Below are 24962 nucleotides of genomic sequence, written 5' to 3' on the forward strand. Positions count from 1 at the left end.
CAGTCGACCCTGCCGCACCGACGCTTGCACACCGGCAGACGGGGCACGCGGACCCACGCCGACGGCCGGCCCGCGGAGTCGCGGACCGGCCGTGGTCGGGGCGGGGCTGCCGAGCATCCCGGCAGCGCACAGCGCTCAATTGAGCAGTGCGCGGTCTCCGAGAGAGGCGCCCTTGAGCTTCGAGAACTCGCCGAGGAGGGTCTCGACGGTGAGCGTTTTCTTCGCCTCGGCGTCGGCCTCGTAGATGATGCGCCCTTCGTGCATCATGATGAGCCGGTTGCCGAGCGCGATCGCCTGCTCCATATTGTGCGTGACCATGAGCGTGGTCAGACCGTCGGCGGCGACGATCTTCTCCGTCAGCTCGGTCACGAGCGCTGCCCGCTGCGGATCGAGCGCGGCCGTGTGCTCGTCGAGGAGGAGGATCCGCGGCTGCGTGAACCCGGCCATGAGCAGGCTCAGCGCCTGCCGCTGGCCGCCCGAGAGCAGCCCGACCTTCGTCTTCAGCCGATTCTCGAGTCCGAGCTCGAGGGTCTCGAGTTCGGCGCGGAACCGCTTCCGCCTCGCCGAGGTGGTCCCCCGACCCAGCCCCCGCCGCTGCCCGCGCTTGAGGGCGAGGGAGAGGTTCTGCTCGATCGTGAGGTCGGGCGCGGTGCCCGCCATCGGGTCCTGGAACACCCGCCCGAGGTAGGCGGCCCGATGGTATTCGCGCTTCTTCGCCACCTCGGCGCCGTCGATGGTGATCGACCCGGAGTCGATGGGCAGACGTCCGGAGATCGTGTTGAGCAGCGTCGACTTGCCCGCACCGTTCGAGCCGATGACGGTGACGAAGTCGGACTCCTCGAGGGTGAGCGAGAGCCCCTGGAGGGCTTTGCGCTCGTTGACGGTGCCGGGGAAGAAGGTCTTCGAGATCGTGTCGATGGTCAGCATGGCTCAGCCCTCCCTGCCCGCCGAGGCGGTCGTCGTCCCCGGCGTCCCCGTACCCGCCCCGGCGGGCGCGGCGTGAACGGCGGCGGGGTCGTCGGTGGTGCCCGGAGGCAGCTTCGTCGGCGCCCGGTTGCCGCGGCTTCCGAACGACGGGATCCGTTTGAGGAAGCCCCACCTCGGCAGGAGGAGGGCGACGATGACGAGGAGCGCGGTGGTGAGCTTCATGTCATCGGTGTTGAGGCCCGCGCGCAGGGCGAGGAAGATGATGATCCGGTAGATGACCGACCCGAGGATCGCGCCGAGGCTGGCCATGACGATGTTCCGGTTGCCGAAGATCGCCTGGCCGAGGATGACCGAGGCGAGGCCGACGAGGATGAGGCCGATGCCCATGCTGATGTCGGCGAAGCCCTGGTACTGCGCGATGAGCGCCCCGCAGAGCGCGACGAGACCGTTCGAGAGCGCGAGCGTGAGCATCGTCGTGTTGTCGGTGTTGACGCCGAGGCTGCGGATCATCTCACGGTTGTTGCCCGTGGCCTGGATGGCGAGCCCGAGGTCGGTGGTGAGGAACCAGTCGACGAGGAACTTGAGCACGAGGGTGAAGGCGACGAGGATCGCGATCGACACCCACGACCCCAGCCACATGTTCTCCCGCAGCGGAGTGAAGACGGTGTCCTCGCGCAGCAGTGAGAGGTTCGCTGCGCCCATGATCCGCAGGTTGATCGACCACAGGCCGATCATCGTGAGGATGCCGGCGAGCAGACCGTCGATGCCTCCCTTGGTGTGGAGGAGACCGGTGATGAAGCCGGCGACGAGGCCGGCTCCGATCGCGGCCAGTGTCGCGAGGAAGGGGTTGACCCCGACGATGATGAGGGAGGCTGCGGTGGCGCCGCCCGTGGTGAAGCTTCCGTCGACGGTGAGGTCGGGGAAGTTGAGGACCTTGAAGGTGAGGTAGACGCCCAAGGCCATGGCTGCGTAGATGAGCCCGAGCTCCAGTGCTCCGTACATTGCTGTCCGATCGGATTGTCAGGATGGGTGAGGTCGCACGCGGGCCCGCGGGAGGGAGCTCCCGCGGGCCCGCCTCGGCGTCATTCGATGACGGTGGCGGCCTCGTCGATGAGGTTCTGCGGGATCTCCGCGCCCTGCCGCTTCGCGGCCTCCGGGTTGACGACGAGTTCGAGCGTGTCGCTCGTCTCGACCGGCAGGTCGGCCGGCTTCGCGCCGTCCTTGAGGATCTTCAGCGCCATCGCACCGGTCTGCTCACCGAGCTTCGTGTAGTCGATGCCGCGGGTGATCGCCGCACCCTGCTCGACCTGTCCGGCCTCGGAGCCGACGAGCAGCGCCTTGTTCTTCTCCGCGGCCTGGACCATCGTCGTCACTGCGGAGACGACGTTGTTGTCGGTGGGCACGTAGTAGGCGTCGACCTTGCCGAGCGAGTCGACGGCCTGGCCGAGCTCACCCGAGTTCGCGATCGTCGCCTCCTTGATCTCGAGGCCCATGCCCTTCGCGGCCTCCTTCGCGAGGTCGACCTGGACCTGCGAGTTGACCTCACCGGAGCTGTAGACGATGCCGACGGTCTTCGCGTCCGGCTTGACGTCCTTGACCAGCTGCAGCTGATCGGCGACGGGGTTGAGGTCCGAGGTGCCGGTGACGTTGCCGCCCGGTTCCTCATTGGACTGGACGAGACCGGCTTCGACCGGATCGGTCACAGCGGTGAAGAGGACCGGCTTGTCCGTGATCGCCTGCGCCGCTGCCTGCGCGGCGGGGGTGGCGACGGCGAGCACGAGGTCGAGGTCGGAGCTCGCGAAGTTCTGTGCGATCGACGTCGCGTTGGCCTGCTCGCCGTTGGCGTTCTGCTCATCCCAGTCGACTTCGACTCCTGCGTCCTCGAACGACTTCTTGAAGCCGGAGGTCGCGGCGTCGAGCGCCGGGTGCTGGACGAGCTGGGAGATGCCGATGCTGTAGGAGTCCCCTCCGCCCTCACCTCCGCCGCTGTCACCGCCGGAACACGCGGACACCGCAGCCATCGAGCCGACGGCGACGATCGCGACAGCCAGTTGCTTGAGACGCATACTTCTCCCCTTTGAAAAATTCGGTCCGGCATCTGCGGACCGCAACGAACCCATGCGCGTCCTCGATCGTCTCCGTCGTCGGCGACGATCAAGGCATCAGCCGTCCCCGGTCCCGGACTTCGCCCTCTCCGATGAGGGCGAAGTTCGGGTGGGGACGACTGCCATAGTGACCACTTTATTCGGCACCTGAGGTGCCAGTGGCCCGAATCACGCTTTGGGGACGTTTCGTCAGCAGATCGTTATCTGCCGAGCCGAACGTCCGCTCAGGGCTCGATGACGACGTCGGAACGTCCCAGAACCCCGAGCATCCACGCGAAGTCGAAGGCCGTCTCCTTCCACGCGTCGTAGCGCCCCGACGCGCCGCCGTGCCCGGCGGCCATCTCGGTCCGCAGGATCACGTCGGCGCCGACCTCGCGCAGACGGGCCACCCATTTGGCCGGCTCGACGTAGAGGACGCGGGTGTCGTTGAGTGAGGTCACGGCGAGGATCTTCGGGTGGGCCGCCTCGGCGACGTTCTCATAGGGGGTGTAGGAGCGCGTGTACTCATACACCTCGGGGTCGTGGAGCGGGTCGCCCCATTCCTCCCATTCGATGACGGTGAGCGGAAGTTCGGGCATGAGGATCGAGGTGAGCGCATCGACGAAGGGCACGTGCGCGCTCACGCCGGCGAAGAGCTCGGGGGCCATGTTGACGATCGCGCCCATGAGGAGGCCGCCGGCGGACCCACCGGTGGCGACGAGCTGCTCCGGCGTCGTCCACTCCGCCTCGACGAGATGGCGTGCGACCGCGATGAAGTCGGTGAAGGTGGTCACCTTCGCCGTCGTCTTGCCCTCGTCGTACCAGTGCCGGCCCATCTCCCCGCCGCCGCGGACGTGGGCGATCGCGTAGACGACCCCGCGGTCGAGCAGCGAAAGCCGGGCCACAGAGAAGTACGGGTCGACGCTGATCTCGTACGATCCGTAGCCGTAGAGGATGAGCGGCGCCGAGGCGGTCGGCAGACCCTCCTCGTCGACGTCGACGAGGTCGGTGCGGTAGACGAGCGAGACGGGGATGCGGGTGCCGTCGGCGGCCGTCGCCCAGACGAGCGTCTCACCATATCGGGTGAGGTCGACCGAGCCGAGCACGGGCTGGCGCTTGAGGACCGTGTCGGTGCCGGTGGCGACATCGTGCTGGTAGACGACGGCCGGGGTCGACATCGAGGTGAAGGTCAGGCGCACGGTCGGCTGGTCGAACTCGGGGTTGGGCCCGAATCCGAGGGTGCCCGTCTCCCTGTCGAATGGCAGCTCGACAAGCGGCGCGTACGGGACCGTCGGGTCGCCGGTGAGACGGACGATGCCGACTCGGGCGAAGCCGCCTCGGCGATAGGAGATGACGACGAAGTCGGCGAACGCATCGACCTCCTCGATACGCAGCCCGGAGACGTCGGCGAGCACCCGCCGTCCGGTCGTCGTCGGATCCGCACCGGTGCCCGCGGGTTCGTCGACGGCATCGGCGGTCTCGGTCGCGTCCCCGGTGGGATCGGCGGCCGGGACGTCGACGATGTCGAAGTCGGCGCGGTCGCGGTTGTGGGTGATGAGGAAGCGGTCCTCGCCAGAGACGACGGCGTGTTCGACGGAGTACTCGACCCCGTCGACCCGGGGCCAGATCTCCTGCGGGGCCGCCTCGAGGTCGTCGCCGCGCAGCCGCCAGTACCCGGTCGTCGTCTTCGAGCCGGTGACGATGAAGAGGTAGCACTCGGACCGGGAGAAGCCGACGCCGACGAAGAACCGCTCGTCGGGTTCGTGGAAGATGCAGACGTCTTCGGCGCCGCTCGCCTCGGGGGCGGCGGTCGGGTCGGTCGCTGAAGCGTAGCCGGCGCCGGCGCCTGTGACCGTATGGCGCCAGACCTTCTCCGGACGCCATGCCTCGTCGACCGTCGTGTAGAAGACGAACCGGCCGCTCGGGTCGATCGTCGCGCCGGCGAACGTGTTCTCGATCCGGTCGGGCAGGTCTTCGCCCGTCGAGAGGTCGCGGATGCGCAGGACGAAGCGTTCGTCGCCGGCGGTGTCGACGCCGTAGAGGAGGTAGCGGCCGTCCTCGGTGAGGGAGAACGTGCCGAGTGAGAAGAAGTCCGTGCCGCGCGCCGCCTGGTTCGAGTCGAAGACGACCTCTTCGCCGGGCAGCGGATCCTCGCCGATCTCCGGCGGAGTCCAGTCGCCGTCGTCGGCTGCAGGGACGCGGACGTGGATGCCGTAGTCGAGACCCGCCTTCGTCCGCGTGAAGTACCAGTAGCCGCCGCGCCGCGTCGGCACGGACATGTCGGTCTCCTTGATGCGGGTCTTGATCTCGGTGAAGATCGCCTCGCGCAGCGGTTCGAGCTCGGCGGTCTGCGCCTCGGTCCACGCGTTCTCCGCCTCGAGGTGGGCGATGACCTCGGGCGAGTCCTTCTCCCGCATCCACTCGTAGTCGTCGACGAAGGTGTGGCCGTGGTGGGTGCGCTCGTGCGGGATCTTCTTCGCCACCGGCGCCGAGGTGGGCGCGGCTGTCGTCTCAGGCGTGGAGTCGCTGGACCCTGCGGAGGAGGGCGTGGGGGTGCTGGACTGCGAGGAGTCGGAAGACGTCATGCCCCCACCATAGCCACCACGCCACCCCGCCCACACCCACTGCTCCTCTTCAGCCTCAGCCACCACCCAAAACCGCCCACACCCATCACTCCAACCTGGTTGCGGTCGAAGAACCGAGGGAAATCGCCTCTCTGGGTCGAAACTCCTCGGTTTTGCGACCACAAACGGGGCACGGGAGGACGGTCCCAGCCACCCCACCGCCTCTCCAACCTGGTTGCGGTCGAAAAACCGAGGGAAATCGCGCCTCTGGGCTGAATCTCCACGGTTTTGCGACCACAAACGGGGCACGGGAGGACGGTCCCAGCCACCCCACCGCCTCTCCAACCTGGTTGCGGTCGAAAAACCGAGGGAAATCGCCTCTCTGGGCCGAAACTCCTCGGTTTTGCGACCACAAACGGGGTTCGAGGGGACACTCCCGGCCGCACACTCCCGCCCACACACGCACCGCAACGCACCGCCACGCCACCCCGCCCATACCCATCACTCCAACCGGTTTGTGGTCGAAAAACCGAGGGAAATCGCCTCTCTGGGCCGAATCTCCTCGGTTTTTCGACCTCAAACGGGGCTCGAGAGGACGGTCCCAGTCACAAATGGGGCTCGAGGGGACGACCCCAGCCACTGACGGGGCTCGGGAGGGGTACGCCCAGCCACTCACTCCCAATCCCACGCGCTCAAAGATGAGCAGAATGCGCAGAAGGCGCAGAACGCGCGAAACGAGATCAATGCGCTCAAACAGGCACCGTGACCTGGGCCACAATAGAATCGGTCGCACATATGTCGGTGAGGCCGAGCGCCGCCGCCGGCACACATACACGTCTTCGATGATGAAGAAGGGACCCGATGATGCAGTCCTCCGGCGACGCGAGTCCGCCCGGCAGCCCCGATCCCGGCGGCACCGGCGCTGGCGACACCGACCCCTCCCCCAACACCGCAAACCCCAACACCGCAAACCCCAACGCCGCAAACTCCGGCAACAGGAACTCCGGCGTCTCCCGGCGCATGTTCGGACGGGTCGCCTACGGCGTCCTCGCGGTGGCCGCGATCGGCACGGCGACGGGATACTCGATCCGGTCCGCCTCGGCGAAGGGAGATCTCTCCTCCAACCTCACGCTCATCGCCCCGGCCGGCGCCGGCGGCGGCTGGGACGGATTCGCCCGCGAGACGCAGCAGGCGATGCGGGCGACCCGCACGGCGAACAACGCGCAGGTCGTCAACATCCCCGGCGCGGGCGGGACCATCGGTCTCGGCAAGTTCTCGACGATGCACGGACGCGCGGACACGATCCTCGCCACAGGCACCGCGATGGTCGGCGGAATCGCCCTCAACGACTCCCCCGTCGGCTTCGACGACACGACGCTGCTCGCCCGCGTCGCCGAGGACTACGACGTCCTCATCGCCGCCGCCGACTCCCCGTATGACACCCTCGAGGACGTCATGACCGCATGGCAGGAGGACCCCGAAGGCTTCGTGTGGACAGGCGGGTCGGCCGGTTCGGTCGACCATCTCACGATCGCCCAGCTCGCGCAGCTCGGCGGGATCCCCGGTTCGTCGATCACCTACATCCCCAAGTCCGGCGGCGGCGAGTCGATCCAGACCCTGCTCTCGGGCACCACCGACTTCGCCTCGACCGGGTTCAACGAGGTCTCCGACCAGATCGAGGCCGGGCGCGTCAAGGCGATCGGCATCGCCGCCCCCGAACGCCTGGCCGGCTTCGAGGACATCCCGACGATGAGCGAGCAGGGCTTCGAGGTCACCCTGACGAACTGGCGCGGCTGGCTCGGCGCCCCCGGCATCACCGCCGACGAGACCGCGGAGCTCGTCGGCATGCTCGAGGCGACCCGCAACAGCGCCGAATGGAAGGACGCCCTGACACGCAACCAGTGGACGGACGTGTGGCTGACTGGTCAGGCGTTCGCCGACTTCATCGTCGAAGACACCAAGCGCATCGAAGCGCTCCTTGAGGAGTTGGGACTGTGAGCACGACAACGGACACACCCGCACGGACCCGGACGGGCCACCTCGGCGAGGGGACCTGGTGGCACGGCCGCTCGGGTCTGCTCGTCCCGCTCATCCTCGGTGCGTTCTCGACGTACCTGCTCATCGGGATCCTCACGATGGAGGTCGCCGAGGACTCCGATCCGCCCGGCCCGCAGTTCTTCCCGATGATCATCATGGTCCTCGGGTACGTGATCACGGTCCTCCTCGTCCTCGCGATCATCCGCAATCCCGAACCCGTCGACGCCGACACGGCCGCCCCCGCCGAGGCGAGGGAGGAGAAGGCGTTCTCCACCCCGGTGACCTCGGCGGTCGCCGCCTCCCGGCTGTCCCCGCACGAGGAGGACGAGCCGAGTGCGGATCGTCGAGCCCTCGCCGAGGCGCGCGCTGAGGATGCCAGGCACCGGACCCATTCCGATTTCACCTCCCTGGCCTGGGCGATCGGCGGCTTCGCCGCGTTCGCCGGGATCCTCGAGTTCGCCGGGTGGATCATCGCCGCCGCCCTCCTCTTCTGGTGCGTGGCCCGCGCGATGGGATCGAGGCGCCCGCTCTTCGACCTCACGCTCGCGCTGACGTTCTCCTCTCTCGTCTACCTCGCCTTCGCGGTCCTCCTCGGACTCAATCTGCCCTCGGGTCTGCTCGGAGGGGGGTTCTGACATGGATGCTCTCTCCTCCCTCATGGAAGGGTTCACCCACGCGCTCACCCCGATGAACCTGCTCTGGGTGCTCGTCGGCTGCTTCCTCGGCACCGCTGTCGGTGTGCTCCCAGGTCTCGGCTCGTCGATGGCTGTGGCGCTGCTCCTGCCGATGACCTTCGCCCTCGACCCGACGGGCGCGTTCATCATGTTCGCCGGCGTCTACTTCGGCGGGCTCTTCGGCGATTCGACGATGGCGATCCTCATGAACACCCCGGGGCAGGCCTCGGCGATCGCCTCGACGTTCGAGGGCCACAAGATGGCCAGGGCCGGCAGAGCCCCGCAGGCGCTCGCGACAGCGGCGATCGGGGCGTTCATCGGCGGGTTCGTCTCGTGCTTCCTCGTCGTCTTCATCGGGCCCCTGCTCGCGGACCTCTCAGCGAACTTCGGTCCCGCCGAGTTCTTGGCGCTCGCACTCTTCGCCTTCGTCGCGACCTCCTCGGTCGTCGCCGACTCCGTGCTCAAGGGGCTCATGGCGCTCCTCCTCGGCATCGGGATCTCGGTCATCGGCATCGACTCGGTCTCGGGCACGGAGCGGTTCACGTTCGGGGTGCCCGAGCTCTTCGACGGCGTCTCGCTCGTCACGGTCACCGTCGGCATGCTCGCCCTCGGCGAGGTCTTCTACATCGCCTCCCGGATCCGGCGGAAGGCCGCCGACAACACGATCAACGCCTCGGGCCGGCCGTTCCTCTCGGGACGCGAATTCAAGGAGGCGCTGCCGGCGTGGCTGCGCGGCACGGCGATCGGCCTGCCCTTCGGCGTCGTCCCCGTCGGCGGTGCCGACGTGCCGACCTTCATGGCCTACGGGCTCGAACGCAAGCTCGACTCCCGCCGGGCGGACCCGCAGTTCGGCAAGGGCGCGATCCGCGGCCTCGCCGCCCCGGAGGCTGCCGGCAGTGCGACGACGGGCATCGCGATGGGGGCGCTCTTCGCGCTCGGTCTGCCGATCTCGGCGACCGCGGCGATCATGCTCGCCGCATTCCGCCAGTACGGTCTGCAGCCGGGGCCGCTGCTCTTCGACCGGGCCCCGGAACTCGTGTGGGCCCTCATCGCGAGCTTCTTCATCGCGATGATCGTCCTCCTCATCATCAACCTGCCCTTCGCCCCACTGTGGGCGAAGCTGCTCAAGATCCCCGAGCCCTACCTCTACGGCGGCATCGCGGTCTTCTGCGGGCTCGGCATCTATGCGACCTCGGCGTCGACGTTCGAGCTCTTCGTCCTCCTCGGGATCGCGATCATCAGCTTCGTCCTCAAACGCTACGGCGTCCCGCTAGCACCGCTGATGATCGGCATGGTGCTCGGCCCGCTCGCCGAGACGAACCTCCGGGATGCGCTGCTCGCCTCGGGCAACGACCTCTCGGTGCTCATCTCCTCGCCGATCGCCGTCGTCCTCTACCTCATCCTCATCGCCGCCCTCATCTACACGGGCACCGGCCGGGTCCTCGCCCGCCGGCGGCAGCGGGCACGGGCCGAGGCCCTCGCCGCTCGCTGACCGCGGGGATGTGAGGCACCGAAGCGCCGAGGTGGGGCGGACGATCGTGTCCGCCCCACCTCGGCGCTTCTCATCGCGGGAGCGTCAGTGCGCGGACACGGGCTCCCGCACCTCAGCGGCCTCAGTCTGCGGTCCGCGGCCGGCGCCCTTGAGGCCGAAGGCCGTGAGGACGGCGGCGGTGAGGACGACGACGGTCGCACCCCCGGCCGCCCACTGCACGCCGAGGTCGAAGGCGCGCACAACGGTATCGGCGAGCTCATCGCCGAGGCGGCCGCCGATCTCACCGGCGCGCTCGAGCGCGGATCCGAGCGTCTCGAACGCCGGATCCTCGGCCCTCTCGCCGAGGTGGGAGGCGAGCTGGCGGCCGAAGACCATCGTCGTCAGGCCGCCGAGGACGGCCGTGCCCATGACCGAGCCGAACTCGTAGGCGGTCTCGGAGATCGCCGAGGCGGCTCCGGCCTTGTCCGCCGGCACCGCGGAGAGGATGAGGTCGTTGGTGATCACCTCGGCGGTGCCGATGCCGGCGCCGAGGACGATGAAGGAGATGATCATGCCGGGCACGCTCGGCTCCGGGGTGAAGGCGACGAAGCCGAGGCCGGTCGCGTTGAGGGCGAGCGCGGCGGGGACGACGATGCGCGGCTGGATCCGGGCGACGAGCGGGACGGCGAGGTAGCCGGCCGCGATCGACATGATCAGTCCGGGGACCAGGGCGAGCGCGGCCTCGACCGGGGAGAGGCCGAGGACGAGCTGGAGGACCTGCGTGCCGAAGTAGAGGAACCCGGCCAGCCCCATGAGGCTGAGCAGGTTCGCCGTCACCGCCGAGGTGAACACGGCGTTGGCGAACAGCCGGACGTCGAGCATCGGGTTGGCGGACGCCAGCTGCCGGCGGACGAAGAGGAACCCTGCGATGAGCGAGACGATGACCGCTGCGACGAGGAGCCAGTCGAGGCCCTCGGACATCCCGTGCTTGATGGCGAAGACGAGCGGGGTGAGCGTGAGCATCGAGAGCACGATCGAGAGAGGATCGATGGGGCCGGGATTCGGGTCGCGCGATTCCGGCAGGAGGAGGAGCGCGGCCGGGATGAAAAGCGCGATGAGGGGGAGGTTGATGAAGAAGATCGAGCTCCAGTGGAAGTGCTCGAGGAGGATGCCGCCGACGACGGGGCCGAGCGCGGCACCGCCGCCGAAGAGCGCGGCCCACGTCGCGATCGCGATCCGCCGGTCCCTGGCGTCGAGGAAGATGTTGCGGATGAGCGAGAGCGTCGAGGGCATGAGCGTGGCGCCGAAGACGCCGAGGAGGGCGCGGGCGACGATGAGCATCTCCGGGGTCGTCGAAAACGCCGCGAGCAGGGACGCGGCCCCGAAGCCGATGGCACCGATGACGAGGAGTAGCCGGCGCCCGAAGCGGTCGCCGATGCTGCCCATCGCGACGAGGAGTCCGGCGAGCATGAGCGCGTAGATGTCGACGATCCACAGCAGCTGGGTGCCTGTGGGGTGGAGGCCGGTGCTGATCGCCGGCAGGGCGAAGCCGAGCACCGTGTTGTCGATCGAGATGAGGAGGACAGGGATCATCAGCACAGCCAGGCCGAGCCATTCACGCCGGCCGGCGCGCACAGGTGGAGTCTGCGTTGTGAACATGCCTCTACTGTACCGTCTAGACGGTACAGTTCCAAGGTCTGGGGCGACGGTGAGGCCGGACTCACAGTCGGTGCGCAGGATCTCGGTTAGGCTCGTGTCCATGGCACGGAATTCCGCCGATACGAGGGAGAAGCTCCTCGACGCCTTCGACAGGCTGCTCGAACAGCACGGCACTGCCGGGGCGACGCTCGACGCCGTCGCCGCCGAGGCGGGAGTGTCCAAGGGCGGCCTGCTCTACCACTTCGGGTCGAAGGCGAAGCTCATGCAGGGCAGCCTCGACCGCCTGCGCCGCCTTGTCGACGCCGACATCGCGGCGATGCGATCCTCCGAACTCGGCCCCCACATCTACTACCTCGAGACCTCGGCGGAGATGGGGACGCCACTCGACCTCAGCCTCATCGCCGCGACCCGCCTCGCCCAGGAGCACGACGAGGCGCGGGTGGCGCTGCGGGAGACGCGCGAGCAGTGGTTCGCCGTCCTCAACGACCACCTCGGCGACCCGCACCTGGCGATGACGATCCAGCTCATCGGCGACGGAATGTACCTCAACCAGAACTTCGGGCTCTCGGAGTCCGAGGCGCTCGTCCACGTCAAGGACGTCCTGGCCCGCCTCGGGCTGTAGGGCGCCCCACTCCGGCGACTTGTGGACCCGGAGTGTCGATTCTGGGCGCGCAGATCGACACTGAGCGTCCTCGACTCGCGGCTCAACGCCTGCCTGCCGTGTGGACGAATGCCGCCTCCGCCCCCGTACCTCGCGCCACGCCCAGCCTCTGCGCCCGGCCCAATGCGCTCCGCCCTCACCCCAAAGGGTGCCAGCGAGTGTCACGGTGCAGTGCCGCGAGGGTACTCAGGGCCCCTGAGGTTGCCGACAAGCACCGCCACCCGCGACTCATGGACGCTCAGTGTCGATCTGCGCGCCCAGAATCGACACTGAGCGTCCTCGACTCCGCTGTCCAGGACGCCGACTCGTGTGCGCCAGGCTGGGGATACCGGCGGATGGAGGCCGGCACACGCAGCCCTTCGGGCCTCTCGTGCGCTGAGGCGTTCTCACCTCTCGCTCGAGCTGCTTCGCGTCATGCACGGAAACGATCTCCCCGGAATGCCGTGCGCGACGCGCTGTGCACGCGCTTGGCCACTCGTGCGCGCAAGGACTGTGGACGCCCGGGCGCCTTCCACAGGTGAGATGGCCGACCTTTCGTCCACCCCACGGCGTGGGAGACCATCGTCGTCATGTTCTTCGGCGGCGAACACATCGGTGAATGGGAGTTTCGTGAGGCGCCTCGGCTCTTCAGAACCGGGGATGCCACACAGATGGGCATCAGTCGGCACTCGCTGTTCCACACGGCGAAGTACCCCGCGGTCGTCAGAGGAGTCAGACAAGATCCGGCGTCGCTGGTCATGCGGCCGATGCCGGTCTGGGCGGATGACACGTGGGCATCAACGGCTCAGTACCTCAGAGCAGTGGTGTTGACGTTTCCCTGCGTGGCGGCAGGGCATGTGACAGCGGCCCGACTCTACGGGTGGCCGCTTCCCACGAACCAACGGCTCCTACCCCTCCACGTCGTCGCCAGCGATCTGAACGTGCGAGTGCGATCCAGAGACGTCCGGTTCCTGCGATCACAGCTGTTCGCCGTGCATCAGTACTTCGATCTGCCGCTGCTCCGTCCTGCGGAGGCCTTCACCTCGCTGGGGCGGGACCTGTCCGTCGAGGACCTGGTGCGGATCGGCGATGCCGCAGTGGGCAACTGGCATGGGCCACCCCAGATCGACCTCGACAGACTGCGCGCCTACGTCTCCGAGACGCGAGGAATCCGCTCCCGTCGCCACCTGCTCGATGCTCTCGCGCTCGTCCGCCCGACGGTCGACTCGCCGCGCGAGACCGACCTGCGGCTGTGGACGCGCTCGGTCGGTCTGCCCGAACCGACCGTCCATCCGCGCGTCTGCTGCCCGAGCATCAATCGCGTCGTCGAACCCGACCTCGGCTACGAGAACGAGAAGCTCGCGCTCGAGTACGACGGCGACCACCACCGGACCTCGAAGGACCAGTGGAACAGGGACATCGCACGCGACGAGGCGATGCGCCTCGAGGGGTGGACGGTCTTCAGGGTCACCGGCCGCACGGACTACCGACAGCTCGAGGCCAAGATCCGGCGCCACCTCGGCCTGAGCTGAACAGTGCAGGCACGAGCCGAGGACGCTGAGTGTCGATCTGCGACTCGCGAATCGACACCCAGCGTCCTCAGCTCCGCCCCCCCCAAGGGCGAAAGCCCCAGAGGCGAAAGCCCCGAGGGCGACCACCCCACCCCAGAGCGGTCGCCCCACGACCCCTCACCCGAGGTGGTGGACCTCCTGCAGCCGGTAGACGGGGGTGTCTATCCCCTCGAACCGGGCCTTGAGCTGGAGAGCCAGGTAGAGCGAGTAGTGCCGCGACTGGTGGAGGTTGCCGCCCTGGAACCAGAGGTTCTCCTGCTGAGTGGGCTTCCACATGTTGCGCTGTTCGCCCTCCCACGGACCGGGGTCCTTCGTCGTGTCCGAGCCCAGTCCCCAGCACTTGCCGACCCGATCGGCGGTCTCCTGATCGACGAGGTCGGCGACCCAGCCGTTCATCGACCCGTACCCGGTGGCGTAGACGACGAGGTCGGCGGGCAGTTCCGTGCCGTCGTCGAGCACCACGGCATCCTCGCTCAGATGATCGACCTGCCCCTTGGCGAGGCGCACCTTGCCGTCGGCGACGAGTTCGGCGGCACCGACGTCGATGTAGTAGCCCGAGCCTCGGCGCAGGTACTTGAGGAACAGCCCGGACCCGTCGTCACCGAAGTCGAGGTCGAACCCGGCCTCCTCCATCCGCCGATAGAAGTCGGCGTCACGCTCCTTCATCTGCTCGTAGAGGGGGATCTGGAACTCGTGCATGATCCGGTAGGGCAGGGACGCGAAGATGAGGTCGGCCTTCTCCGTCGTCACTCCGGCGGCGACCGCCTCCTCCGAGTAGAGCGCGCCGAGGCCGATCTCCATGAGCGAATCGCTCTTGACGATGTGGGTGCTCGAGCGCTGGACCATCGTCACGTCGGCGCCGTTCTCGTAGAGGGCCCCGCAGATGTCGAACGCGGAGTTGTTGCTGCCGATGACGACGACCCGCTTCCCCGCGTACGCGTCCGGGCCAGGGTGCTGCGAGGAGTGCTGCTGCTCGCCGCGGAAGACCTCGCTGCCGGGGAAGCTCGGGATGTTCGGCTTGCCCGACATGCCCGTGGCCATGACGAGGTGCGTGGGAGTGAGCGTGATCGTCTCTCCTCCGCGCTCGACCACCACCGTCCACTGCCCGCTCCCCTCGTCATAGCTCGCCGAGGTGGCCGTCGTCGACGACCAGTACGGGATCTCCATCACCCGGGTGTAGAACTCCAACCAGTCCGCGATCTTGTCCTTGGGTGCGAACACCGGCCAGTTGTCGGGGAACTTGAGATAGGGCAGGTGGTCGTACCAGACGGGGTCGTGCAGGCACAGCGACTTGTACCGTGACCGCCACTGGTCCCCCGGCCGCTCCCAGCGGTCGATGACGAGCGCCGGCACCCCGAGCTGCCGCAGTCGGGCCCCGAGCGCGATCCCGCCCTGTCCCCCGCCGACGACGAGCACGTACGGGTGGGCCGTCTCGCCCCACGCGGCATCCTCCTCGGCGCGCTTCTCCGACCAGCTCTTCCGCTGCGGATCGACCCCGTGCTCGGCGCCCTTGACCCGGCGGATGCCGCGCGGCTCCTCGTGACCGGTGAGCTCCTGGAGCGAGGTGAGCAAGGTCCACGCTTTCGTCCCGTCCTCGTCGATGAGGCGGACGAGTCCCTTGCCCCGCCCCACCGAGGTGGTGAAGGTGAACCAGGCCGTCGTCACTCCGTCGGCGGTCTCCGCGGGTTCGGCGAGCGCGAAGTCGCTCGGATCGACGCGGTCGAGGGTCTCCTGGAGGAGGTCACGGATCCCGTCGTGGTTCTCCGTGGTCGTGAGGTTCCACGAGAAGGACACGAGGTCCCTCCAGAAGCTGGTGGCGGCGAAGAGCCCCATCGCTGCCTCGATGTCCCGGCTGCCGAGGGTCGAGGCGAAGTCGTTCAGCCATCCGGTGGCGATGTCGTCGGCCGTGAGCTGGGGACGGTCCACTGTCATTGTCATGATGCACTCCTCGTCGTTGAGCGGTGTGCGATCACGCTATGCTCCGGGGTCCGCCGTCGAAAGGGTTGCACTCGGTTGCATCACCGCCGTCCGAGCCCCGGCTCCATGCACGCGCCGAGGCGGTGCGCCGACCGCCACCCCGACTCCACGGCTACTCCGATCCCGAGGCCCTATACTCGTGGCATGCCTCAGCCGGACCTGGCGCATCTCGCCAGGGATCTGACCAGGATCCACGATGCCGTGGTCACCGGCGGTCCGCCGCCGTCGCCGCCGCGGGACATCGTTGCGCGCTCGTGGCAGCGGATGCTCCGCCTCGGCCTCGACCCCGGCGGGGGCAATCGTCGGGTCCACTCCGCCGAGGCCGACGTCGAGTCCCGCAGGCACCGGTCGAAGTTGCGCCTCATCGTCGACGAACTCAGGTCGGTCCTCCTCCGCACCCCCGCCTCGGCGGGCTTCATCCTCGTCGTCACCGACGCCGACGGCGTCATCCTCTGGCGCGACGGCGCCTCCCGGGCCAAGCGGCAGGCGGACGGACTCGGCTTCGTCGAGGGCGCCCACTGGTCGGAATCGGTGGTCGGGACGAACGCGATCGGCACCGCGTTGGCCGAGGAGGCCCCGGTCCAGCTCTTCTCCGCCGAGCACTTCGAGACCTCCCAGCACCCCTGGTACTGCAGCGCCGTACCCATCCACGACCCGAGCGACGGGCAGCTGCTCGGAGTCGTCGACATCAGCGGCCCCGCCCTCACCCTCCATCCGACGGTGCAGTCCCTGGTCACCACGGCCGTCCGGCTCGCCGAGGCACGGCTCCTCCTCGGTCATCAGGAGCGCCTGGGCGGTCTGCGCGACCGGTATTCGCCGATGCTCAGCGCCAGCAGGGAGCCGGCGCTCATCGTCGACGACGACGGCTGGGTCGCCTACCGGCAGGGTGTGACGACCCGGGAGCGGATCGAGGCGCCGATTCCCGAACGGACCGTGCTCATCCCCGGTGCCGGACTCTGCCTGCCCGAGCGGGTGACCGGCGGCTGGGTGCTGCGTCCTGCCGGAGACCGGCAGACCTCGGTGACCCTGCGACTCGAGACCGATCCCGCGGTCCTCGACGTCGCCTCCTCAGCGGATCCGCTCGTCGTCCCCCTCACCCCGCGACGCGCGCAGATCCTCGCCGCGATCACCTCGGCGGGGCAGGCGGGCGTGAGCGCCTCGGCGCTGAGCACCCTCCTCTACGGGGATGCCGACCACGTCGTCACCGTCCGTGCCGAGGTCTCGCGTCTGCGCCGCTCGATCGGCGCCCTCATCGCCACCCGCCCCTACCGGTGGGCCGAGGGTGTGAACGCCCGGATCGAGGGTGCTCAGCCGCGGCCGGCGCCCCGGTAGGTGCCGAAGTTCCACAGCACGCCCTCGGGGTCCGTGACGCTGAAGTCCCGGGACCCGTAGTCCTTCTCGCTCGGACCGCTGACCACAGTGGCCCCGGCGGCGACGGCCCGATCGAAGAGCGCATCGACGTCGTCGACGGCGATGTAGACCGAGCCGCTGGCGATGCCGACGTCGGACATCACGCTCCCGTCGTCGCGGGCGGACCCGAGCATGATCCCTCCCCCGCCCGGCCACGTGAGTTCGGCGTGGTCGACGAGACCGGGATCCTCGGGGTTCGTGTATTCGGCGGTGACCTCGAAGCCGAATGCCGAGCGGAGGAAGGCGATCGCCGCCTTCGCGTCCCGGTAGCGGAAAGCCGGCCAGATGTTCGCCTCTCCCCTCGCCGAGGCGGCCGTGGGGTTCGCATCGGTCGTGCGGTTCTCATCGGTCGTCGTCGGGTCGGTCGTGGGGTTGTTCGTCGTCATGGTTCGTCCTCTCATCGCGGGTGGATGGCTCCAGCCTCGCGCACCGTGCCCGCCGACGTCTTGGACGAATGGGAACCGGTCAGCGTGCGGCGAGTTCGGCGCTGGATCCGCGCGCGGCCACAGGGTCCGAGCGCAGCCACGCGGTCGGGGAGGTCCCCGCGAAGGCGGCGAAGTCCCGGTCGAGATGGGACTGGTCGGCATAGCCACAGGCGGCGGCCACCTCGGCGAGGGTCGGGGACGCACCATTGCCCGCACCGTCCGCACGGCCTGCACTCTCGTCCCGGCCGGTGCTCCCAGCGCTGCCGGCGATCATCCGCCTAGCCCGGTCGAACCGGATGACACGGGCGGCCTCCTTCGGGCCGATGCCGAGCTCGGCACGGAAGCGGGCGCTGAGGTGCCGGCGGCTCCACCCGACCTCCTCGGCGAGGGTGCCGACCGGGACCCGACCCCGGCTGCGGACGATCTGCGCCCAGGCCCGGCCGACCTCGGGGCGCGGGGAGGCATCGTCGCTGAGCACGCGCAGGAGCACGGCGTCGATCGCCGCAAATCGCTCCGCCCAGGTGGCGGCGGCGTTGACGCGGTCGTGAAGTTCGGCGGCGAGCGGGCGGGAGACGGCGTCGAGGCCGACGGTCCGGTGGGTGAGCTCGGCGGCAGTGAGGGCGAAGAGGGCGCGCGGGGCGAACGGGGAGACGTTGATCTGGATCCCCGCCATCGTCCCGTTGTGACGGATGCGGGTCGGGCGCAGGTGGAGGCCCGCGAGGAGGACGTCGAAGCGTCCCGCATCGACCTGGCGCAGCGGCTCGCCGATCGTGACGATGAACGTCAGCGCCCCCGACGGCAGACCGAGGTGCGTCCCCGCGGGGACGCCGCTGATGTCGTAGCCGACATAGTCGCCGAGGTAGGGGCGCAGCCGCGGATGCGGAGCGCGGATCCGGTCGTCGTCCGGTGCGGACATGGGGGCAGTCTAACCCGCTCGCGGCGCGGGGTCACTGGGCGCCGACGAGCGCGGAGGTCACCGGCAGGGATGCAGGTCAGCGTGTCGCTCGGTCACTGATCCGGCCGGGACGCGGGTCAGTGGGGCACTCGGTCATTGACCAGGTCGCGGGTCATCGGTCGGCCCGTCGGTGCAGGGTGGCACGTCGGCGTCGGCGGGCACGCGGGTTCCGGCAGCTTCGCTGCGGCTGAGGTCGAGGACGAACTCGACTCCCGGTGGGCTCCGGTGGGCGGCGACGATGATCGTCGCGGCCGGGAGTCGGGTGCGGATGAACTCGAGCATCCGCACAAAGGTGTCGGTGTCGAGACCGAGATCGGGCTCGTCGACGAGGAGGACATCCGGTGCCGTGAGGACGGCGCGGGCGATGACGAGGCGCCGCGTCTCTCCGCGGGAGAGCGCACGCCCGCCGATTCCCGTGCGCGTGTCCGGGGTGATGTCGACGTCCAGCCCGAGGGCGGTGAGGACCCCGGTGAGGTCAGCCGGGGTGAGCTCGGTCGGCGCGCCGAGGCGGAGGTTCGCTGCGATCGTGCCGGTGAAGAGGAACTCGTCGTCGGCGACATGGGCGACGGAGGGGACCGCGGCGGTGCGCTCGGCGGCGGTCGCGGTCCCGGCACCGCGCACCGCCTCGGCGATGGAGGTGAGCAGGGTCGATTTGCCCGCGCCGGACGGACCGATGATCGCCGCGCTCTCACGGGGCGGGATCGTGAGCAGCGTGGCCGAACCGGTACCAGTCCCGAGAGTGATCGTGCCGTCGGCGGCGACGTCGACCGGGGGCGGGGGCACGGGGACACGGCTGGGATCGCTGCCTCGGCGGGCCCGGTGTCCGCGGAGTCGTTCGAGGTGGGGGACGATGGCGCTGATCGCGACGGTGCGCTCGACGACCCCGAACGCGAGGCAGACGATCATGACGAAGAGCGGGACCTCGACAAGGTCGCCGATTCCGATGGTGGCGGCGCTGACGACGATGACCGCGCCGAACGCGAGACCACCGGCGAGTGTTGCGACCACCTGTCGGCGCAGCTGTCGGGAATCGCGGCGCTGCTCGGCGGCGGTGAGGTCGTCGAGCTGGTCGAGGATCCGCGCGCGCAGCAGGGGCGCAGCTCCCAGCGACTCGAGTTCGGGGGCGGCGTCCATGCTCGCGAGCACCTCGGCGCGCAGGCGACCGCGGCCGGGGTCGGACTCGGCGGGGACGAGCGCGAACGCGAAGAGGGTCACCGCCCCGATGACGAGCGGGATGACAGCGAGCGGAGAGGTGAGGAGGATGACGACGACCGCCGTGAGGATCGCGCTCACGGTGACGACGAGCGGGGCGGTGACGCGGAGCACCCGCTCCCCTTCGACCTGGGCCTCAGTGAGCAGGCGGTCGACCGTCCGGTCGTCGACGGGTCGGGCACCGGCGGCCGCGAGGTCGTCGAAGACGCGGAGGCGGTCGCGGGTCGTGTCGGCGAGGGCTGCTCGGTGGAGGAGGACGTTCTGTCCGTAACCGGCGCCGATGCGGCCGAGGGCGAGGAGGCGGACGATGCCGCTCGGCGTCGGGTAGGAGAAGGTCGCGAGCAGGCCGAGACCGGCGAGCGCGCAGGCGGCGAGATACCACCCGGAGACGGCGAGCAGACCGAGCGAGCAGAGCTCGGCGGCGACGGCGACGGTGAGTGCGAGCACGTGCCTGCGAGGTCGGTTCCTCACGCCGTGCCCCCGCCCACTCGAGTCTGCACGTCGAGGAGTCCGGCGCGCAGTTCCCACGCGTGCTCGGCGGCAGCCGTCACCGTCGGCGAGTGGGTCGCGATGACGACGGTGCGCCCCGCCCCGACCCGGCGCAGGGTCCAGAGGATCTCCGCTTCCGTCTCGTGGTCGAGGTGGGCGGTCGGTTCGTCGAGGACCCAGAGGTCGCGGTCGGCGGCGAGGAGGCGGGCGAGCGCGACGCGCCGCCTCTCCCCTGCCGAGAGCACGCGGCCGCGGCGGCCGAGGACGGTGTCGATGCCCTCGGGCAGATCGGCGAGCACCTGTTCGAGGCCGGCGTCGTGGGCAGCCGTGCGGATCGCGTCAGGGCTGATCGTCGGATCGCCGAGGCCGATGTTCTCGGCGAGGGTGGCCTCGAGGATGACGGTGTCCGCTCCGAGCCAGCCGTGGGAGGTGCCCGATCCGTGACCGCCGTCGGACGTGTCCCCACTGTGCATGGCACCGGCCCCACGCCTCATCACCTCGACCGACCCTGCCGCCGGAATCCGGGTGCCGGCGACGAGCTGGAGCAGCGTCGTCTTGCCCGACCCGGACGGTCCGCTGATCGCCGTCCACTCCCCGGCCGGGATCGTGAGGTCGAGGTCGTCGAGGATGACGGCATCCCCTTCGACGACTCTCACGCCTCGCAGGTCGACACGCGGGGCGAGCGCGGCGCGACGCGGGGCCGAAACCCGGTCAGGTCCGGGGTCGGTGCCGCCCTCCGGGGTCAGAGTCGTGCCGGGGGTGGGCTCGGCACCGCGGTATGGCGCCGGAGTCGTGCCCGTCGCGGCATCGGGGTTCGGCTCGGGGGCATCGGGCCGTGGCTCCGCGGCGGCAGAGCCTGGCCGTGCGGACTCGTCCCCCGCCGCCTCGTCCGCGACCCCCGCGGAGCTGTCCTCAACCCCCGCCGCCTCGCAGATCGCGCGCGCGGCGACGAGCGCGTCGTCACGATCGTGGAAGCCCCTGGCCGCCCGCTGCGCGGGAGCGAAGTACGCGGGACAGAGGAGGAGGACGAAGAGCGCCTCGCCGAGGTCGAGGCCGGGCGCCCCCGGAAGGGTGACGAAGCCGAGGAGGACGAGACCCGTGTACGTCGCCGACACCGCGATCGCGAACGTCACCGCGACGTCCATGACCGCCCCGGAGAGGAACGCGTAGGAGAGGACTCTCAGAGTCGAGGCCTCGAGCCGCGTGGACGACCGGTCGAGGACCGCTCGTCTCCGAGCCACTGCGCGGAGGCTGACGAGGGTCGGCAGTCCGCGCACGCTCTCGGTGATGACGGCCGAGAGTCGGCGGGTTGCGGCGAGCTGCCTCTCCCCTGCGGTCACCGTCGCCTGGCCTGCGAGGCGGAGATTGAGCGGCAGCAGGAGCGTGCAGACGGCGAGGAGGACCGCGACCGGCCAGTGGACGAGGGCGACGGCGCCGAGGATGAGCAGCGTCGACGGCACGGCCGCGACGCGCAGCGGCCGCGTTCCCGAGAGATAGCCGGCGACAACCGGGGCGTGGTCGATGAGGACGTCGGCGGCCTCCGTCGCGGGTGTCCGTCCCGCCGCGGCGAGGAGGGCGGGGACGAGGTCGGTGCGGATCCGCGTGCTCACCCGCTCGCGTCCGGCTGCCGCCAGGCGCGCGGCGAGCGCCCGGAAGAGCAGGCGCATCGGCGCGGCCGTCGCGGCGACCATGAGCAGGCCGACGACGTTGCCCGCTCCCGTCATCCACGCCGTGACCCCGGCGCCGAGGAATGCCCATTGGCCGATGAGCGCCACCGTCGCGGCGACCTCGGTGAGTCCCGACAGCCGGAACAGCGTCCGACCCGGTCCCGACTGCGAGGCGATCCACTCCATCGCCGACGCGTCCCGCATCGGGGTGGGGTCCTGCGAGGGCGCCGAGGTGGCTGCTCCCCGATCAGGCGCCATCGTCGTCGTGGTCGTCCTCGTGGGCGCGGCGCCTCTCATCGCGGATGAAGACGACGGCGGCGAAGACGACGATGGCGAGGATCGCTGCCCGGTTGAACCACTGAGAACCGACCTCCGGGTAGCCGGAGTACATATTCATGCTGATCGTGTAGAGGATGATGCCGAGGAGCACGAGGCCGATGCGACGGAGGATCCGCTTCCCGCGCCCGGCCGTCGCACCGGGCGTGCCCGACCGGTGCGTCGACGACTCCGGCCGATGCGTCGACGACCCCGACTGCTCCGGGCCGTGCCCGCCAGGCTTTCGCGGCTCCGGCTCCCGCTGCTCCGGCTCGTGTGGGCTCGGGTCGCTCATGATCGCGGCACCTCCCTCTCGCCTGTGCGTCCCGCCGCCCGCACGCTCCCCGCCGGGCGCGTGCTCCCCGCCTCGGTGCTTCCCGGGATCGCGTCCTGGTAGAGGGGACCGGAGAACGTGCGGTGGGCGAAGATCGTGTAGAAGACGATGAGGAGCATGTTGATGCCCACCCCGATGAGCAGGGCGTAGAGGGCGAGGCTCGGCGCCGCTGCGTCCTCGACGGTGACGCCGGGGCTGAGGATGACGGGATAGCGACCGACGACGATCGCGGCGAGCACTGCGACGACCATGGTCAGGGCCGCCCGGTATCCCCCGGCGCGCCGCGGCCCGGGGCCGAGCTGCCGCCATGCGAGGATCGCCGCCGCCAGAGCGAGGACGAGCAGGGCGGTGACGAGCACACCCTGGACCCCCGACCAGGTCAGCGGCGCAGCCGTCGTCCCGAGCAGAGCGACGATGAGGGCGAGGACGACGGCTGCCGCGGCGACGAGCGAGCGGCTCGTGCGCACCGCGAGCGGGGAGTCGACCTTGGTGCGCATGAACGACGCCCCGAGTGTTGTGTAGACGGCGACGACGCCGATGACGACGACGATCGTGAAGAGCACCGAAGCGGCGTCCCACGGGGTGGTCGGACCGACGAAGTCTCCCTCGGCGTCGAGGGTGAGTTCCCGCGCGAGGCCCGCGAGCGCCACACCCTGGGCGATCGCCGCACCGAGCGAGGCGACCGCGAAGGCCCGCACCCATGCCTCGGCGGTGTCGTGCCGGTGCGAGATGAGCTCGGTGGAGAAGCCGCGGACGATGAGGCAGAAGAGCATGACGATGAGCGGGATGTAGAGGTGCGGCAGGGCCGCGCCGTAGACAGCGGGGAATCCGGCCCACAGCGAGACGCCGAGGAGGATGAGCCACGATTCGTTGATGTCCCACGTCTGCGCGACGACTTCGACGCCCTCGCGGCGGCGCCGACGATCGCGTTCGACGAGCAGGAGGATGCCGATGCCGAGGTCGTATCCGTCGAGGACGATGTACATCGTCAGGCAGAGGACGGGGACGATGAGCCACACGTCGGCGATGGTCATGACTCCGCCCTTCCCTCGGCCGCCTCGGCGTTCCCGTCCGTCATCGGCGGGCTCCCGCCGGTCACCGGGGTGCCCCCGCTCCCCACCGACGCGGAAGCGGCGGCACCTGTGGACCCGGCGGTCGCCTCGGCGTCGAGATCATCGAGATCATCGTCGTCGGCGATGATCGCTCCGGGACGGTCATGCTCGGGTCCGCGGCGCACGGCCCAGACGATGTAGCCGATGTAGGCGGCGAGCATGACGGCGTAGAGGACGACGAACCCGATGACGGAGAAGACGAGGTGGGCGGGGGCGAGGTCGGAGACGGCATCCTCGGTGCGCAGACGGCCGTAGACGACCCACGGCTGGCGCCCGGTCTCTGCGGTCACCCAGCCGCCGATGATCGCGAGGATCCCCACGGGTGCCGACCACATGCAGACCTTGTGGAAGCGGTGGGAGGTGAAGAGGCGCCCGCGCAGGCGGGGGACGACGCCGGCCATGGCGATGCCGAAGAGGACCATCGACCCGTAGAACATCAGCCGGAAGCCCCAGAACGTCATCCACATCGGCGGCTGCAGGTCCGGATCGGGTTCGACGTCGTTCAGGCCGGGAAGGAAGTTCTGGCCGGTGAGATCCTGTCCGATGAGGGCGCCGAGGAAGGGCACCTCGACGTCCGCGAGGTTCTCCTGGTCGGCCTGGTCGGTGACGATGAGGAGGTTGTAGCCGTTGCTGTCCGTCTGCCAGTGTCCCTCGATCGCCGCGAACTTGGGCATCTGGTGTTCGACGACGACCTCGAGGGCGACGTCATCGCCGACGGAGATCTGGATGGGCAGAAGAACCGCGAGGACGCCGATCGCCATCGAGAACGAGCGCTTCGCGAAGGGCAGCGAACGGCCGCGGATGAGGTACCACGCGGCGATGCCGATGATGAAGGTCGATGCGGAGATGAGGACCGCGAGGAACATGTGGAGGAAGCGCAGCGGGAAGGACGGGTTGAAGATGATCTCGAGCCAGTTCGTCGGCACGAAGGTGCCGTCGTCGGCGATGGCGAACCCGGCCGGGGTCTGCATCCACGAGTTCGCGATGAGGATCCACGTCGTCGACAGCAGGGTGCCGATCGAGACGAGGAGGGTGGAGACGAACATCGTCCGCTCCTTCACCCGCCCGTCGCCGTAGAGGAGGATGCCGATGAATCCGGCTTCGACGAAGAACGCGGTGACGACCTCCATCGCGATGATCGGTCCGATGATCGGACCGGTGACCCGGGAGAACACACCCCAGTTGAGTCCGAACTCGAAGGTGAGCACGGCACCGGCGACGACGCCGAGGGCGAAGCCGACCCCGAAGATCCGCCGCCAGAATCGGAACATCTGCAGGTAGACCGGACGCCTGGTCTTCCAGTACAGCCCGTAGACGACGGTGAGGAACACCGAGAGCCCCACCGTCATCGCCGGGAACATGATGTGGAAGATCGCGGTGAGCGCGAACTGCAGCCGGGAGAGGTCTTCGAGGGTCATCGCCCTCGCCCTCCCCTCCGG

The 24962-nt window shown here is 69.4% G+C and carries 19 protein-coding genes; 6 read left to right on the top strand and 13 right to left on the bottom strand.

All coding sequences use genetic code 11. From position 1 onward, the window contains the following. Window positions 1–135: 135 nt before the first annotated feature. The 4 genes from EZE58_RS06285 to EZE58_RS06300 form a co-directional block, all read right to left on the bottom strand. Window positions 136–927, bottom strand: coding sequence for an ATP-binding cassette domain-containing protein (locus EZE58_RS06285; RefSeq protein WP_063248951.1), 792 nt, complete (start codon window positions 925–927; stop codon window positions 136–138). 3 nt (window positions 928–930) lie between these two features. After that, window positions 931–1929: an ABC transporter permease gene (locus EZE58_RS06290; RefSeq protein WP_063248950.1), complete on the bottom strand. Its 999-nt coding sequence runs from the start codon at window positions 1927–1929 to the stop codon at window positions 931–933. Window positions 1930–2009: 80 nt separating this feature from the next. Further along, complete coding sequence (locus tag EZE58_RS06295; protein WP_167560116.1) at window positions 2010–2993, bottom strand: ABC transporter substrate-binding protein; 984 nt, start codon at window positions 2991–2993, stop codon at window positions 2010–2012. Window positions 2994–3256: 263 nt separating this feature from the next. Further along, window positions 3257–5596: a S9 family peptidase gene (locus EZE58_RS06300; RefSeq protein ID WP_240941168.1), complete on the bottom strand. Its 2340-nt coding sequence runs from the start codon at window positions 5594–5596 to the stop codon at window positions 3257–3259. An 840-nt stretch (window positions 5597–6436) separates the two neighbouring features. Between EZE58_RS06300 and EZE58_RS06305 the strand changes: the two genes are divergently transcribed. From EZE58_RS06305 to EZE58_RS06315, 3 genes are read left to right on the top strand one after another with little or no spacing between them, the layout of a single operon-like run. Continuing rightward, a complete protein-coding gene (locus EZE58_RS06305; protein ID WP_009380267.1) occupies window positions 6437–7573 on the top strand; it encodes a tripartite tricarboxylate transporter substrate-binding protein in 1137 nt (378 codons plus the stop codon). Further along, a complete protein-coding gene (locus EZE58_RS06310; RefSeq protein ID WP_009380269.1) occupies window positions 7570–8247 on the top strand; it encodes a tripartite tricarboxylate transporter TctB family protein in 678 nt (225 codons plus the stop codon). Before EZE58_RS06305 ends, EZE58_RS06310 begins: the two co-directional genes overlap by 4 nt. A 1-nt stretch (window position 8248) precedes the next feature. Next, complete coding sequence (locus EZE58_RS06315) at window positions 8249–9778, top strand: tripartite tricarboxylate transporter permease (protein WP_009380271.1); 1530 nt, start codon at window positions 8249–8251, stop codon at window positions 9776–9778. A gap of 84 nt (window positions 9779–9862) precedes the next feature. On the opposite strand, the gene EZE58_RS06320 is transcribed toward EZE58_RS06315, so the two are convergent. Next, window positions 9863–11416 carry an MFS transporter gene (locus EZE58_RS06320; RefSeq protein ID WP_040342310.1) on the bottom strand — a complete coding sequence of 518 codons (1554 nt, stop codon included), beginning with the start codon at window positions 11414–11416 and terminating at the stop codon, window positions 9863–9865. Between the two features lie 100 nt (window positions 11417–11516). Between EZE58_RS06320 and EZE58_RS06325 the strand changes: the two genes are divergently transcribed. Together EZE58_RS06325 and EZE58_RS06330 are read left to right on the top strand one after the other, a co-directional pair. Then, the gene (locus EZE58_RS06325) at window positions 11517–12038 is read left to right on the top strand and encodes a TetR/AcrR family transcriptional regulator (protein WP_009380274.1); all 522 of its coding nucleotides are present in this window, start codon (window positions 11517–11519) and stop codon (window positions 12036–12038) included. Between the two features lie 1010 nt (window positions 12039–13048). Beyond that, the gene (locus EZE58_RS06330; protein ID WP_346773173.1) at window positions 13049–13588 is read left to right on the top strand and encodes a hypothetical protein; all 540 of its coding nucleotides are present in this window, start codon (window positions 13049–13051) and stop codon (window positions 13586–13588) included. Between the two features lie 156 nt (window positions 13589–13744). Here the strand turns inward: EZE58_RS06330 and EZE58_RS06335 are convergent, their stop codons facing one another. Further along, window positions 13745–15565, bottom strand: coding sequence for an NAD(P)/FAD-dependent oxidoreductase (locus EZE58_RS06335; RefSeq protein ID WP_040342314.1), 1821 nt, complete (start codon window positions 15563–15565; stop codon window positions 13745–13747). Between the two features lie 183 nt (window positions 15566–15748). Between EZE58_RS06335 and EZE58_RS06340 the strand changes: the two genes are divergently transcribed. Further along, window positions 15749–16936: a helix-turn-helix domain-containing protein gene (locus tag EZE58_RS06340; RefSeq protein WP_040342316.1), complete on the top strand. Its 1188-nt coding sequence runs from the start codon at window positions 15749–15751 to the stop codon at window positions 16934–16936. On the opposite strand, the gene EZE58_RS06345 is transcribed toward EZE58_RS06340, so the two are convergent. The 7 genes from EZE58_RS06345 to EZE58_RS06375 form a co-directional block, all read right to left on the bottom strand. After that, window positions 16912–17400 carry a VOC family protein gene (locus tag EZE58_RS06345; protein WP_009380282.1) on the bottom strand — a complete coding sequence of 163 codons (489 nt, stop codon included), beginning with the start codon at window positions 17398–17400 and terminating at the stop codon, window positions 16912–16914. The genes EZE58_RS06340 and EZE58_RS06345 overlap by 25 nt on opposite strands. Before the next feature lie 79 nt (window positions 17401–17479). Next, window positions 17480–18355 (bottom strand): helix-turn-helix domain-containing protein, encoded by an 876-nt coding sequence (locus EZE58_RS06350; RefSeq protein WP_009380283.1) that lies wholly within the window; start codon window positions 18353–18355, stop codon window positions 17480–17482. A gap of 132 nt (window positions 18356–18487) precedes the next feature. Then, window positions 18488–20077 carry an ATP-binding cassette domain-containing protein gene (locus tag EZE58_RS17665; RefSeq protein ID WP_141236307.1) on the bottom strand — a complete coding sequence of 530 codons (1590 nt, stop codon included), beginning with the start codon at window positions 20075–20077 and terminating at the stop codon, window positions 18488–18490. Then, window positions 20074–22020, bottom strand: a complete 1947-nt coding sequence (locus EZE58_RS06360; protein WP_009380287.1) for an ATP-binding cassette domain-containing protein — start codon at window positions 22018–22020, stop codon at window positions 20074–20076. Before EZE58_RS06360 ends, EZE58_RS17665 begins: the two co-directional genes overlap by 4 nt. Next, window positions 22010–22372, bottom strand: a complete 363-nt coding sequence (locus tag EZE58_RS06365; protein ID WP_009380289.1) for a hypothetical protein — start codon at window positions 22370–22372, stop codon at window positions 22010–22012. The genes EZE58_RS06360 and EZE58_RS06365 overlap by 11 nt, the downstream gene beginning before the upstream one ends. Then, complete coding sequence (locus EZE58_RS06370; protein ID WP_009380290.1) at window positions 22369–23445, bottom strand: cytochrome d ubiquinol oxidase subunit II; 1077 nt, start codon at window positions 23443–23445, stop codon at window positions 22369–22371. The genes EZE58_RS06365 and EZE58_RS06370 overlap by 4 nt, the downstream gene beginning before the upstream one ends. Further along, window positions 23442–24941, bottom strand: a complete 1500-nt coding sequence (locus EZE58_RS06375; RefSeq protein WP_009380291.1) for a cytochrome ubiquinol oxidase subunit I — start codon at window positions 24939–24941, stop codon at window positions 23442–23444. Before EZE58_RS06375 ends, EZE58_RS06370 begins: the two co-directional genes overlap by 4 nt. Window positions 24942–24962 lie beyond the last annotated feature (21 nt).

Origin of the sequence: Brevibacterium sp. LS14 (genome assembly GCF_012027885.1) — a bacterium.
In the GTDB taxonomy this organism is placed as follows: domain Bacteria; phylum Actinomycetota; class Actinomycetes; order Actinomycetales; family Brevibacteriaceae; genus Brevibacterium; species Brevibacterium casei.